Raw genomic sequence first — 13,345 nt, 5'->3', positions numbered from 1 at the left:
GGCAGACCTTATCTCAAAGCGACGGCAAAATACCGTTTGGGTCATGACGAGCCTTAAGTTCTTGAAGACCTGGTAACCATTCGCCGAATGCTGCTTTCAGCTCCCGCTGATGCCATGGCAGATGCGGATGCATCTGAGCCAGATGAACACCTTCGCAATAAGGCTCAAGCGTTGCCCATACCTTCTCTAGCCAGTTGAGACTTAGCGCTCTGATATGGCTATCTCCAGCCGGCCAGGCTGCCGTGATCCATGGTTTCCAGATCGCCTCACGGTGAATCAAAGAACTGACATTCTTACGCTGTCGACTGGCGACTCCGCCGAGTTGTTGAACAGCCAAGTAACACCTTGGATCTGGGCGTTCTGCCATCAGTTCGGCAAGGGCCGTGATCACTCCCTGACAGGCAGACCCCCAAGCAGGGCCAAGCAATGCAACGACTTCAGAGTGGCAACGCCCAATCGTTGTGTTTGAAACAACAGGCAATGCAAATGGTGGCAATTCATGTATGCCAGCAACATCGTCAATTTCAACAACGTTTGTGCAGAGAGTTGTTTTTTGCAGCTGATTGAATGTCGCAACAGCGGCAGCATCGTTCGCAAGGATCACTCCGTAAGCGTGGATTTCATCCCCCCAGATCCACTGCAGGCTTAACGAATCAGGCCAGCTTTCAGCCTGATGGATAAGCTCCAACAGCTGTTCAAACGTCAAACTTGATTGCCAGATACGCAGCGGTTGCAGCAGATGTGTCTGAAGCTTTAGGTATGTGATCACAGCCAGAAAAGGAGCTGCTCCGCAGAGGCCACGCCAAGCCAATTGATCTTCAGAGCAGCAAGCAGCTTCCGGCTTGGAGCGAACAAAGCTTTCTCCATCGCCCCATACACCTTTGATCTCAAGGATTTGATCAATTGCTAATCCTTGACTGCGACTCAAAGGGCTGATGCCTCCAGTGAGGATGTAACCGAGGCCTGGCAGTCCTGATAGCCCTGTGGGAAAACTTCGTCCGTGCTTGGCGAGTTCCCTGAGAAGACTCTCCATTGTCTGACCAGCCCCAATCTCCACGTGTTGGGTGCTGGGATCGAAATGGATCTGGCGACAGCTTTGGCGCAGATCCAGTGTCCAGTGTCCTTCAGCTGCACAGCGACTGGTTGTGCCTCCGCTGCAAACCATTAAGGGTTTGCGTTTGAGTTGTAGCGAGCGCATCAGCGCAGGAATGTCATCCGCTCTGGGATTGAAGACTCCTGCGATGCAAGCATCCTCTGCAAGTGCGTTTGGAACATGGAGGCGACGATGAATGGCTGCCTCTTAACCCTCATTGATCAGAGTAACCATCTCTGTCTCGAGGAGAAAGCCCTTGCTCATCAGGCTTCAGTCAATATCTCATTGAAGATATCGAACTTGGCGTTGGTTCTCTTGCTTCACGACAACAGATAGGGTCTTTCTAGGTCGCTCCTCACTGTGAATCCCGCACCCTTAGATCATCCAGATGGTCATCTCGGCATCCTGATCTGTGGGCATGGCAGTCGGAATCGCTTAGCCGTTGAGGAGTTTGCCCAATTAGTCAAGGCGCTCAAGCCAAAATTCCCAACAGTTCCCGTTGAATACGGCTACCTGGAATTTGCCCGTCCAGTGCTCAGAGAAGGCCTTGATCGGCTACTTGAACAAGGCGTGAAGAGGGTTCTTGCAGTCCCGGCGATGTTGTTTGCCGCAGGCCATGCCAAAAATGACATCCCCTCCGTACTCAACAGCTACGCAGCTGAAAAGGGGTTAATCATTGATTACGGACGCGAACTCGGCATTAACGACTTAATGATCGGTGCGGCCGGCGCCCGCTTGAAGGAGGCGCTTGAATCTGTTCCTGACGTCCCACTCTGCGAGACGCTCCTGGTGGTCGTAGGTCGTGGCTCCTCAGATCCTGATGCCAATTCCAATGTGGCCAAAATCACCAGGATGTTGGTGGAAGGCTTCGGATTCGGTTGGGGTGAAACCGTGTATTCCGGCGTCACCTTCCCCCTTGTGGAGCCTGGCTTGCGTTACCTAGTACGCCTCGGTTTCCGCCGCATCATCGTGTTTCCTTACTTCCTCTTCTCAGGGGTGTTGGTGAGTCGTATTCGACAGCACACAAAGCGGGTTGCAGACGATCATCCCAATATTGAGTTTCTTGCGGCCAAATACCTCGGAGACCACCCCCTTGTCATCGAGACCTTCCGGGATCGGATTGACGAGATCTTGCGTGGCGGAGATACCGCAATGAACTGTTCGCTATGTAAATACAGGTCTGAGCTTCTCGGCTTTGAAAACGAAGTTGGTCTTGCGCAGGAAAGCCATCACCATCACGTCGAAGGCCTTACAGAGAGCTGCAATCTGTGCAAAAAGGAGTGCACCGGTGCCTGTCAGCCCGACGGCATACCAGTGTCCCTAAAGGAGAAGGCTCATGACCATGACCATGACCATGACCACAGTCATGGTCACTACCCCTATCCCCATGCTGAGCATCCATTTGGTCCAGTCAGCCTGAGAAAATCAAGCGAAACTGAAACCTAAAATCACTGATAGAACGCAAGGATCGTCAGTAGCTTTCTCACTTGGGATAGACGCGACTTGACTTAGATAAGCAAGGCTGATCAGTCGCCAGGGGGGCTTTTCTCCGATTGCTTTCCACAGTTCTAAGAGGGTTTTCCACGGCCTGTTGGGCAACACTCTTGATGGGAAGGTGGCTCTGTGGTTTAACTGCTTTGTTACTGATCTGCGTTACATCAGTAAGCCTTTGACTGCGTTCGGCTCCCTGCTCAGACCAATGAAGCCGGAACGCCTGTGATCACATGAGTCTTGCCTGTCCACGGGACAGCTTGCTAAGTGCTTGCAACGATTGACGCTAAGCCCAAGAGTGTGGCTTTCTGGTGTCAAGAAACAAACCTCGCTGAAGGCGTTCTATGGATCGAAATCACCTCGAGCGCTGCGTTGAAATCAATGATGCTTGCCAATTAGTTGAGGCCACTTCCTCCTATGTGAGCCTTGAAGCAGAAATTCCAGAAGTGCTCTATCGAGGCATGAAGGAATTCATCGGGTCACATCCCAACTGGGACCAATACCGCGTGATGAGTTCAGCCATCGCCCATTTCCTCTTTCAAAACGGCTGCGGGGATCGAGCCGTTACTGAGCGGTATCTCAATGACCTTTTCAGCCACGCCGAGGCTTAAGGGCTTGTAGACAAGCTCTTCTTGTAATCGCCATCATTGTCAGAGTGGGACTCTGCCAGGCGGATGTTGGCCAACACGCTCCATCGACAACAAGCACATTTGGACATCGCCAAAGACGGTTCCAACGATCCACCACACTGCAATCTTCACTTTCTCCCATCGCAGCACCGCCAACTTCATGGATGTAATACCCCGGCGGTGGAGACGTTTCACTGAGAGCTAGCGCACCATCGAGAAGGGGTTCGAGAAACATGAAATTAATCAGCTCCTTGAGCGGCAACATTGTTCCCCCAGCTGACTGGATCGCTGTCTTGATCGTGTCTTGCATGTGATCAACCATGGCCTGCTCGTTCTCTCCCCATCGACAATCGATATGTGGCACTGGAACACCCCAGCGATCCAAAGTGCTTGACAGCGTCACTTTGTTGTGAGGTGAAGGCAACACTTCACCATGCCCAATCAGGAAACCTGTAGCTGTATCTGGTTTACGTTTCAACCAATCTGGGGGTTCAAAGCGATCAATCCCTCCCCAGAGTCCATAACCCCGCAAGAACTTCAACTGATTTTTAGGCTCTAAGCAAGCACCGAAAGGAAGAAAAAAACTGCCAGCTCCAGAAAGCACATTCGCCGTTGAGTCAGTCTCAGACACCTGCTTCACTTGGCTACGTGGCAGAGCAAAGAAACGACAGGTGGAGACGTGGTCCATCAAATAGCAACCGAGGTTGCCCGAGGGGTCAGTAAACCCCGCGCTGTGATGGCTCACTTCGGAACTCAGCAGGAGTCGAAGACTCTGAATTGTCGATGCACAAAGCACCACAAGCTCACCATGGAGCTCTTGTCGGTTGCCGTTGTGCTGATCAATCACCAGCACCCCTCGGGCTGCTTCATGATCTGGATGCATCAGCAACCGCTCAGCCTTGTGGTTACTCAGGATCTCTACCTTGCCTGTGGCAAGTGCCATCTGTAAGGTGCTGCCCGGACTGCTTGAACGAGGCCAAGGTCCATCAACTGAAGGCTGGTGAGGTCCGAATCCTCGTGAATGAATGACTGGATAACCAAGTTCCTTATCAACGGCGCTAGCGAACTGTTGTTCGCTAGCTGTGAACGGTAATGGGGCGATGTAGTTGCCATCCGGTAACTGTTCCAACCCATCCACATGACCATGAACCTTCAAGCGCTCTTCTAGGGCGGAGTAATGAGGGGCTAACTCGCTGTATTGAAGTGGCCATTCAGGCCCATAGCCATCTCTGCGCGAAGCCTTTAAGTCCTGATCTGAAAGGCGAAGAGTGATTCCACCCCAAGTGAGGCTGCGCCCCCCCACCTGACGACCCTGGGTCCAGATGAAGGGGTGTTCAGAAGGATACGTATAGGGATTCTCTTTTTCATTCGCGTAGAGCAACGGATTCGCTTTCCAATAGCCAGGATGTTGAGCCTGAGATCGGTGTTTGCCGCTACATAAACCATCCAAACGTCTAAGGGTGTTTCCAGGTTCTGAGCCCAGGGCTTTTTGAGCAGACAAATCTGGCCCAGCTTCTACCACGAGTACACGTACTCCAGCTTCTGCAAGGGTTAGAGCCGCAACCCCTCCAGTAGCACCAGAGCCGATCACGATCACCTCATAAGGGTGCTGAATCACGCTTGCATAGACAACATCAAGACAGTTTCGCCCCTCACGTGCATAGATAGCATCTTGATTTCACAGACCTGCGCGTTGACTTGATGCCTTGGAGAATGGATGTGCTGCTGCAATAGGGAGTTGTGAAAGTCTCGTGCTCACCTTAAAACTTGCGACAGGAAGTACTCTGAATGGAAATGTCTATGCTTCCAATCCATTGAGTCCGATTGTAGGTAGCCACTCAACTGAACCAGGTGTCCCTCCACAAGAATCTCAGGACCGCTGGTTCAAGTCAGATTTACTTCGACGGGAGGTGAACCTCTCAGAGTTGTACGAACTCTCTCAAGGTGAACTTGATCTAATAATGGCCGAAACCGCAACGATTCGCAGCGACCCAGACTCTAGTCGAAACAATCGTGGCAAGTTTGTAGTCGCAGGTTACGTTCTGGAGCTGGCCAAAATCATCAGCGATCGTCGAGCTAATCAATCATCATGATTGGAGCGGCTATGAGCTAGGCAAACTTAGATACTGAAGGAGATTGAGAAAGTACTCTCCAACCTCCTTATCAATCAAGCGGTACATTCGCATTAACGACGCAGCACTCCTCTTCCTCCGCCAAGGAAACCAATATCAAACAGAATGCCCATTGCAAGAATCAACAATCCACTAAAGCTGCTGAATCCACCATCCAGTGCGATTGCCCAACAATAAGCAAGGGTTGTTGTTGGTAGCAAAAACAGCCCTAACAATGGCCAGATCCAAACGCCAGCAAATGGGCCCATGATAAATGGTTGATAAAAGAACCAAAGTGCAATCAGCACAACTCTTGGGGCTAGAAGTCCAAGCAAGCCGATTAAACACATGATTGATTCACCACTCTTCTTTCAATAGATAGCAATTCCTGCTTCACCTGGTTGAGATGCCTGACGGAATCCTCACCAGAGTAAAAACTCAAACTCACCAAAAAGGTTAAAGCCAAGACTTGCCCATAGGCAGCTAACGGCCACTTGCTCTCCTCATCAGAATTTTCAAGAACCCAAGACTGCCAATGAAATAACTCCCTGCAATGGCCAGGTCTCGGGGAGGTCAGACTGAATTGTGCAAGGCACTAGCCCAGCTGTCGACAGAGGAGAAGAAACCCTGATATTGAAAAGAATTTATGCAGACCGACAAAGTCGAGTCAAGCAAATCTTTGACAATTAGACCAGATTAGGGAATTCAAAAAGAGTAAAGATTTCAGCCTGAGCCAATTGATTGAGATGTGCTGAAGCGAGATCAGCAAAAACAACAGTATTTATTTCTAGAGAGCTTGAGCGCTATGAAGCCGTTATGGCAATTCCCTCCATGAACCATGGAGGGCCATTTCAGGGTGAGCCCAATTGGATGCTCGCCTTATGAAAAGAAGGTTCAGCCTTCTTTTTTAACAAACACTTGCGTGGCAAGCAGGAACAGTCCTCCAGCGATAAGCAGTGCTATCTCGGGACGGATTGAGGGCCCGACTGCTGAGGCAAAGAGCACTGCAGGCATAACCACGTCCATGACGTCCATTTCAAAATCGCTGCCACTTCTAGCACTGAACAACCCCCCTCGTCCATCAACGTCATCAAAGGCCATGACAGCCAATGCACTCAAGCCAAGCCTGCTGGGACAGCTGCAAAGACAAGCAGAGGGAGCTCCTAGAAGGCAAATCTAAAGAAAAGCTGAGTAAAGGTTGGGTAAGAATTGAGCTTCAGCAGTGCTTCTCAGGCTTATATGTATCACCCGATACTGGGAGCTAAGCATGAGCACCCAAAACTCCAGCACACCAAAACCCGACAAAAGCCCTCCCCAACGCAAAACCACCTTCAAGTGGAACAGCAACGGAGAGTTGTCTGCGGTGGATATGGCACGAGTACTCGAGCGATTGACCAACCCAGCGCTGACCCAATGCGATCTTGCCTGTGAACTTGATCAAAATACCTAAATCAACTTGATATTGATTCAGGCTTCATGTACTGCCTGATCGCCTTGGACAGCTACTCATGCCATTGAGCCAAGCCCAGCAGCTGTGGCACCATCATCAAGACAAATAGATAGCCATGACAATTCTCAAGACCTTCATGATCAGGCTGAAGAGAACAGCGACTCTATTCGCTTTACTAGCAGTTGTTTTGACAATATTCTCGCCTACAGCAGTCTTCGCTTCTGAGATTGTTGATGTAGAAGATCCTACGCCATTAGAGCTCAAAGTCGCACAAGGCTATGCAGGCAAATTTTGCAATGGAGTTGCCATGGGCCTTACGCAAGAAAGTGCTCTTAAAATTGCAATTGCTGAAAATCGCAAACCCTCATTCAACCCCTCGTTATGGACTGCTGTAATCTCCAATGACAAGCAGCTAGAAAGTATAGATGAAAACAAAATTGCATCCCTTGTTACATCAATGGTTGTCGATAAATGTGGTGACCCTCTTGGTCTAAGTAGCCAAACTGATGTGGATGAATTTACATCCTATTTCATATCTACGCGAGAAGACTTATTGAGTAATTGATTAGTTCTGACCATCATTGAAATGTCCATGACAATGATGATGAACCTCCCGTCAACAGATCCCTAGCAGAATGCATTGGGACACCTAAGGGTGCAGCGTCGATGTATTTAAAGGAGTCCGCCAGAGTTTCGTTAGATCTACTGCTTGTCTGAGGGCCAAAGAGCTCAATGGTGTTGAGGTCCTCAATCGAAGCGCCCAGTATCAACAAAATTCAGGAAAGCTCCATAGGCTTTAGCAATCGCGATCTAGACATGGAAACCCCCTTTCGTAACGTCACTCCCAATACCCCTGGAGGTGCGGCATCACTTCTGATCGCTCTCTTGTTTTCCAGCTTTATCTTGATCACGCAGGCTTTGTTCGTCGTCCCAGCAGGTCAAGTTGCAGTTGTGACCACGTTGGGCAAAGTCAGTGGGGGATCTCGTCTGCCAGGGCTAAACCTCAAAATTCCGTTCATCCAAGCAGTGGCGCCCTTTGATGTTCGCACGCAGGTGAGGCCTGAGAAATTCGCGTCCCTAACAAAAGATCTTCAAGTTATTGAGGCAACTGCCACGGTGAAATATGCAGTACGGCCGAATGAAGCCGGGCGTGTGTACAGCACAATCGCCAGCAATGACCGCGAAATCTATCCACGCATCATTCAACCCTCCCTGCTCAAGGCACTTAAATCAGTGTTCTCTCAATACGAACTGGTCACCATTGCCAGCAAGTGGAGCGACATCTCAGAGCTGGTGGAAAGGGCTGTCGCTGATGAACTCGATAAGTTTGACTATGTAGAAGTTCGCGGCCTTGATCTCACTGGGCTTGTCATCGCTGAAGAGTACAGAGCCGCGATCGAACAAAAGCAGATTGCAGAGCAACAACTTCTCAGAGCGCAAACTGAAGTTAAAATTGCTGAGCAGGAAGCACAGCGATACGAAACCCTCAACCGCACCCTCGACGACCAGGTGCTTTTCAAATTATTCCTCGACAAATGGGACGGCAGCACGAAGGTTGTGCCCGCTTTGCCAGGATCAAAAGGAGGCGGGACGCCTGTGATCGTAGGGGGACGTTGATCATTAATCAGATCAGCCTAATTCTCAACTGTGGCAAGAACTGAAGACAAGAAATCATCGCCAGATAAAAAGCCAGGCAAAAGCTAATAAAATCCTTGATTAAATATCCAAGTATTTAATCGCTGTGTTGGAGCGAATTCCAATACTCACTATTGCCGTCAAATTGATTGTGACAACTAGCACGGTAATCAAAAAGAAGAGTTATTATAGATTCGCCAAAAAGGAGCCATTAACACTATGAACAATTAGAATTTGCCAGCAAGTTACGCAGAAGAGTATGAGTTTGTTAGCTACCACTTAAGACCTCAATAAGTAGAAGCAAGCCATATCTTAAATCCGTGAACAGAAGATCAGCCGTAAAGACTTACTCTCTCTGGGATTTGTCTTTTAAAAACGAATCAAGACCATTGAAGGAATATTGAAAAGCACGATTGTAGTCTATGATAAACACATAAGCATTGATGCTTCTATTGCCAAAAAGACATTTCTGTGTTGATAAATTTAAGCGCTGAGATGTTTAAGCACTACTCATTGATCAACTGATCATTAATCTTGAGTGACAGCTCCTCAACTCTGTGCTTGCCTTTAACGGCTAACCGTGAGGAATCGTTTTGCTGACGTGAAACGCCCTCCGGGACATGGAGTTGCCGAGATGGTTCCCGGACTGCGATGGCTTCTTTGGCCACTGAGCCGCTTTCTGCGTCAGAGCCTATCGATGCAGATCCTTGAAGGTTTGCTGGCAGGGGTCATTGCTGGGCTGATGCTTCCCGTCGCCATGGTGAGCCTGCTTGCCCCAATAGGGGAAGGCTTCCTTCGCCTGTTCCAGATGCCAGTGGTGCCGTTTTTGAGCATTTCGCTCGTGGCTGGAGTGGGACGCCTTGAACTTGCTCAAGCAAGTCGGCTGCTCGGCCGAGCAGCGATTGTGCTGATGGGGTTCTGGGTGGTCGTGCTCGGGGCAGTGCTTTTGATTCCCCTTGGCTTTCCAGATTGGCGGGAAGCATCGTTCTTCCGGCCAAGCCTCTTAGAGGCTGCTCAGCCGATGAACCTCATCGAACTGTTTATTCCAGTCAATCCATTCGCAGCATTTGCAGACACACAAATTCCAGCAGTGGTGCTGTTTTCTATTGCGCTCGGCATCGCTTTGATTTCAGTTCCAAAAAGGCAGGGCCTGATTGAGGTGTTGGACCGGGTTCAATCAGCGCTGTTGAAGATCTCTGCATACATCGCAAGGTATACACCACTTGGAGTGTTTGCGATCCTCGCAAGCACGACGTCTCAAGTTTCACCATCAGAGATCCCTCGACTCGCCATCTACATTGTTTTGCAGGGCGGAGTTGCAGTTGTCCTTACATTTCTCTTCCTTCCCTACCTCGTTCAAGCAGTAATCCCTATCAAGGCCGGGGAACTCATCAAGTCTTTCCGTACACCGCTTGTGATTGCGTTCTCAACAGCAAATTTACTGGTGGTACTTCCATTACTAATCAATCAAGGCAAACAGCTCTTGATTGAGGGGATGGCAAGACAACGTTCCCTTGGCTTAGAAGATCGTGAAAGCCGTAAAAAGTTAGCTCAGTCGATCGAATTACCGGTTGAGGTGCTAACGCCTCTTGCGCTGGTCTTTCCTGATATGGGCCGAGTGTTGTCACTTGCTTTCGTCCCTTTTGCAGGTTGGCTCACAGGCAATCCGTTAACAGTCGAACAAATGCCCAGCTTCCTCATCACAGGTCTGGCAAGCACCTTCCTTGAAGGAGTGCTTGCGATGACATTCCTGCTGAGCAAGATGGGCCTACCCACAGACATGGTGAATCTCTACATCGCCCTTGATCAGTTGGCTGTAGCACGTCTTGGCACGCTGCTCGCATGCATGAGTGTGATCAGCCTTGTACTTGTTGGGACATGGATCAGCCTTGAGGGATTTCGATACAGATTATCGAAACTTTTACCGGTTGCTATTTCAATGCTAATCATACCAATATTCATCAGTGTGAGTCGGTTTATCCTCAATCAAATTCCGCAACCAAGCAATCCATACCGAAGTCAACTCGAGACTCAAGGCTTTGTTCTGGCCAAAGAAAAAGCAGAGCTAATCAAGGACCCCAAGCCACTCAAAGAAGCCGGCATCTGGCCGTCAATGCAGGCTAGAGGAGCAATCCGTTACTGCATCCATAAGCAGGATTATCCAATGGCTTATCGCAATGCAAAACAAGAGTTAGTTGGTGCTGATGTAGAAACCGGGCTCTTATTTGCAGAAGATATGGGCATGAAAGCCAGCTTTATTCAAATCGATCACTTGGGTAATCCAAATAAGGTTAGACAAAATGGAATAGAGGCACTGAAGAATGGATTATGTGACCTAAAACTATCCAGTGACATCATTATACCTCAGGAGTCTGCTGAGGTGTTGTACACTTCAACCAATCAAAGCTACGGCATAGGATTGCTGTTAAAGGGGAGACGATTCAGTAGTAAATATAGATGGAAAGAGATCAAGGCTATAAAAGGTTTTCGAGTTGGCCTTGAAGCTCATTCCCCATACAGTATCAATTGGGTGCAACGATTGCTTCCGCACGCTATCTTGAACACATCGAAAGGAACGGACGAGCTACTCAAGGAGCTCAAAAATGATAATCTTGATGCAGTAATCATTTCGGCTCAGAAGGGTGCTGCTTGGAATGTACTCGAACCAAGCCTCACATTACTCGTACCAAAACCTACAAAAAGCCTGCCGACCGCAAGACAAGTTCCTGAAGATGCGATTGAGCTTTCGAGGGTTTGGAATCATTGGCTAAAGCTGCAGGGGTTTGACGGAACTCAAAATAGAGTTTATCAACACTGGGTTGAAGGAATTGCAGATGAGGAAAAATAATGACACCATCAGTATCAACTGAGTAATAGACAAGACTTGACAGTCGCCTAATCATTCTAAGATCGATATCCTGGAAATATGCATGTCAATGATATTGCTAGAACACGCGAGAACTTTAACGAGGAATCAATATTATATCCGTAAAAAATGACAAGAAAGAATCAAACTACTGATCAGATTCAGTCAGTTTGATCAAAGGGTGTTCTGTTTAGAGATCAATAACCCAATAGTTTTTATCGCGAAGCATAATCTAACTACAACCATCTGCGACAGTTTGCCTCTCTCTTTTGATCTAGTCAGGATTGCCAGCCTTGGTCAGGCCAGAAGAAAGGGGATGAAGTTTTTTCCTAGCGCGATGGGGTGACACCCTCAACCGTGCAGTCGGTGCACTGCTGGACAATTGATGTGCATGTGGCCCCCACTCAGGGATAGGTGCTGGTTGTGCATTCCGATTGACATGCGTTGAACGGACTGGAGTTAACGATGAGCGGGAAGGCTTTAGCCGTCGTTGGGAGCGCGATTCAGTCAAGGTGATCAACAATGCGATTGCGCTAATCAATACGGGGCGCAAAGTAAAAACTGAAAAGCGCCCTCCGAGCAATAGGGCAATGCCAAGAACAAGGGTCAGCTCGTAAGGGTGTGGAGAGGATCTCATTGATCGTCATCCAATTCGGTAATACTCAAGCTTCTAACGCATTGATCTTCTTGTAGCAAGGATTGCATCGATCTTCGAAAGTCCTGATCCAGCCGCTGAGCTGCCCATCGGTTGAGAACAATGCAAAGGGCGAATGGGTAGATGCTCAATTGATCAAAGTCGACAAGACGTCTTGCTAACAAGCAAAAAAGTGCTCAGGGACCGCGCAGATCTTGGACATCAATCAGCTGTGATTCCTTGGATTTATAGGCTGATCACCCTCTCTGCCAATTGCCTCTGCCAACCAAGCGTCATCTTTCTGAATCAAGCTGAGCGCCATCTCTAATTTTGCTGATAAAGATCTGATAGCGACTGCCTAAGTGAATCAGGTTGATCCTCACTTCAAGCTACTGACAAGCTATTCGCAGCCCAACTCTCAGACTCACTCATTACTGGAGTAAGGCCCAAAATGAGTTGCACAGCTTGCACCGCAGTGAGCCCCTAGGCTGATTGCCTGTTCAACAGTCCAGCCAGCAGCCAAGCCTGCAGTTACCCCTGCGGCAAAGCTATCGCCACAGCCATAAGCATCCACGACTGGAGACTTCAGTGAAACAGCCTGATAGCGTCCGCCAGGCCATAGCTGACCGCCTAAAGCTCCTTCAGTTGCAATTCTCAGCCGGGGAGTTGGAAAGAGGGCTGTATCTGGAACGTGTTCGCCTGGATCAAGACCACTACCAATCAGCGCATCAAGCTGAATATTCGCCTGCTCAAGTGTCTGTAGACGAACGCGAGGAGTCGCTGCCATCACACCAGCATGGCGACAATGATGCAATGCTGGTGCATCTGCAGCTGTCACAAAAACACCGTCGTAACCAGCAAGGGTTTCCCAGCCCAGCGCATCTTTTGCGCTGGGCTGTAAACGCTCTCCAATCACTGTAATTGCCCGTTCCCCATGAGAATCAACAAGGCTGATCGCCCGACGAGTGGGTTGATCACGCCACGCCACAGTCAGGCTTAAGCCAAGCTGCTGCAGTCTTTGAAAACTCTGCTCACCGTATGAATCTAGACCTAGAGCTGTTATGAATTGAACGGGTTGCTTAACGAGCCGAGCCAATTGCACCGCGACGACAGCTCCACCCCCAGCGGGTTCTTCAAAAGAATGACCTGCATGGCTGATTATCCCAGGCTGGGGTAATTGATCTGTAGACAGGAAGGTCACCCATTCAACGTGGCCCACAACTGCCAACTTCAGCTTGGGAAGATCTGGCAGATCCTGGGGTTCCAAGAGATTCATGGTGATTGATTCACTCAATACAAAAGGATGCATCAGTACGGCATGGTCAGGGCGATGGGGCTGTTGGCTATCGATTGGACTGGTAACAACCCTGGGCCGCTTGCTTAGGCCATGATCGTTGCAGGGCATGCAAAAAGCCTTGGCTGATTCGTGGCCTTAG

Annotated in this window: 13 protein-coding genes; 7 read left to right on the top strand and 6 right to left on the bottom strand. The window is 49.3% G+C overall.

Annotated features, from left to right (window positions below; translation table 11 throughout):
- Positions 1–13: 13 nt before the first annotated feature.
- Positions 14–1,210, bottom strand: coding sequence for an FAD-binding protein (locus PMIT1303_RS07625; protein WP_255359771.1), 1,197 nt, complete (start codon positions 1,208–1,210; stop codon positions 14–16).
- A gap of 243 nt (positions 1,211–1,453) precedes the next feature.
- Between PMIT1303_RS07625 and PMIT1303_RS07620 the strand changes: the two genes are divergently transcribed.
- Both PMIT1303_RS07620 and PMIT1303_RS07615 read left to right on the top strand, forming a co-directional pair.
- Positions 1,454–2,539 carry a sirohydrochlorin chelatase gene (locus tag PMIT1303_RS07620; RefSeq protein ID WP_063398193.1) on the top strand — a complete coding sequence of 362 codons (1,086 nt, stop codon included), beginning with the start codon at positions 1,454–1,456 and terminating at the stop codon, positions 2,537–2,539.
- Positions 2,540–2,928: 389 nt separating this feature from the next.
- Positions 2,929–3,195, top strand: coding sequence for a DUF2811 domain-containing protein (locus tag PMIT1303_RS07615; RefSeq protein WP_063398192.1), 267 nt, complete (start codon positions 2,929–2,931; stop codon positions 3,193–3,195).
- Here PMIT1303_RS07615 and PMIT1303_RS07610 read toward each other — a convergent pair.
- Entirely contained in the window at positions 3,176–4,831 is a 1,656-nt protein-coding gene (locus PMIT1303_RS07610; RefSeq protein WP_063398191.1) for a GMC oxidoreductase, read from the bottom strand. The two genes, PMIT1303_RS07615 and PMIT1303_RS07610, sit on opposite strands and share 20 nt — an antisense overlap.
- Before the next feature lie 196 nt (positions 4,832–5,027).
- Between PMIT1303_RS07610 and PMIT1303_RS07605 the strand changes: the two genes are divergently transcribed.
- Positions 5,028–5,306: a hypothetical protein gene (locus PMIT1303_RS07605; protein WP_231901398.1), complete on the top strand. Its 279-nt coding sequence runs from the start codon at positions 5,028–5,030 to the stop codon at positions 5,304–5,306.
- A gap of 92 nt (positions 5,307–5,398) precedes the next feature.
- Here the strand turns inward: PMIT1303_RS07605 and PMIT1303_RS07600 are convergent, their stop codons facing one another.
- Both PMIT1303_RS07600 and PMIT1303_RS07595 read right to left on the bottom strand, forming a co-directional pair.
- Complete coding sequence (locus PMIT1303_RS07600) at positions 5,399–5,593, bottom strand: hypothetical protein (RefSeq protein ID WP_369818714.1); 195 nt, start codon at positions 5,591–5,593, stop codon at positions 5,399–5,401.
- Positions 5,594–6,218: 625 nt separating this feature from the next.
- Entirely contained in the window at positions 6,219–6,443 is a 225-nt protein-coding gene (locus tag PMIT1303_RS07595; protein WP_156486960.1) for a hypothetical protein, read from the bottom strand.
- A gap of 148 nt (positions 6,444–6,591) precedes the next feature.
- On the opposite strand from PMIT1303_RS07595, the gene PMIT1303_RS07590 reads away from it, so the two are divergent.
- From PMIT1303_RS07590 to PMIT1303_RS07575, 4 genes are all read left to right on the top strand, one after another.
- Positions 6,592–6,774 (top strand): hypothetical protein, encoded by a 183-nt coding sequence (locus tag PMIT1303_RS07590; RefSeq protein ID WP_063398188.1) that lies wholly within the window; start codon positions 6,592–6,594, stop codon positions 6,772–6,774.
- A 115-nt stretch (positions 6,775–6,889) separates the two neighbouring features.
- On the top strand, positions 6,890–7,339 hold the full coding sequence (locus PMIT1303_RS07585) for a hypothetical protein (RefSeq protein ID WP_063398187.1): 450 nt from the start codon (positions 6,890–6,892) through the stop codon (positions 7,337–7,339).
- A 251-nt stretch (positions 7,340–7,590) separates the two neighbouring features.
- Positions 7,591–8,391: a prohibitin family protein gene (locus PMIT1303_RS07580; protein ID WP_063398253.1), complete on the top strand. Its 801-nt coding sequence runs from the start codon at positions 7,591–7,593 to the stop codon at positions 8,389–8,391.
- Positions 8,392–9,010: 619 nt separating this feature from the next.
- Positions 9,011–11,257 (top strand): cation:dicarboxylate symporter family transporter, encoded by a 2,247-nt coding sequence (locus tag PMIT1303_RS07575; protein ID WP_231901397.1) that lies wholly within the window; start codon positions 9,011–9,013, stop codon positions 11,255–11,257.
- A gap of 292 nt (positions 11,258–11,549) precedes the next feature.
- Here PMIT1303_RS07575 and PMIT1303_RS13435 read toward each other — a convergent pair whose 3' ends face one another.
- Both PMIT1303_RS13435 and PMIT1303_RS07565 read right to left on the bottom strand, forming a co-directional pair.
- Complete coding sequence (locus tag PMIT1303_RS13435; protein WP_156486959.1) at positions 11,550–11,912, bottom strand: hypothetical protein; 363 nt, start codon at positions 11,910–11,912, stop codon at positions 11,550–11,552.
- 421 nt (positions 11,913–12,333) lie between these two features.
- On the bottom strand, positions 12,334–13,185 hold the full coding sequence (locus PMIT1303_RS07565; protein ID WP_063398251.1) for a PfkB family carbohydrate kinase: 852 nt from the start codon (positions 13,183–13,185) through the stop codon (positions 12,334–12,336).
- Positions 13,186–13,345 lie beyond the last annotated feature (160 nt).

It is taken from the genome of Prochlorococcus sp. MIT 1303, from assembly GCF_001631965.1.
Lineage (GTDB): Bacteria > Cyanobacteriota > Cyanobacteriia > PCC-6307 > Cyanobiaceae > Prochlorococcus > Prochlorococcus marinus_D.
The sequence above is the reverse complement of the archived record's forward strand: the minus strand, read 5'-3'. Positions and strand labels throughout refer to the sequence as shown.

Excerpts from the sequence above, each read along its gene's own strand:
- PMIT1303_RS07615 (WP_063398192.1), top strand. The coding sequence starts at position 2,929 with ATGGATCGAAATCACCTCGAGCGCTGCGTTGAAATCAATGATGCTTGC.
- PMIT1303_RS07600 (WP_369818714.1), bottom strand. The coding sequence starts at position 5,593 with ATGGGCCCATTTGCTGGCGTTTGGATCTGGCCATTGTTAGGGCTGTTT.
- PMIT1303_RS07590 (WP_063398188.1), top strand. The coding sequence starts at position 6,592 with ATGAGCACCCAAAACTCCAGCACACCAAAACCCGACAAAAGCCCTCCC.
- PMIT1303_RS07585 (WP_063398187.1), top strand. The coding sequence starts at position 6,890 with ATGACAATTCTCAAGACCTTCATGATCAGGCTGAAGAGAACAGCGACT.
- PMIT1303_RS07580 (WP_063398253.1), top strand. The coding sequence starts at position 7,591 with ATGGAAACCCCCTTTCGTAACGTCACTCCCAATACCCCTGGAGGTGCG.
- PMIT1303_RS13435 (WP_156486959.1), bottom strand. The coding sequence starts at position 11,912 with ATGAGATCCTCTCCACACCCTTACGAGCTGACCCTTGTTCTTGGCATT.
- PMIT1303_RS07565 (WP_063398251.1), bottom strand. The coding sequence starts at position 13,185 with ATGAATCTCTTGGAACCCCAGGATCTGCCAGATCTTCCCAAGCTGAAG.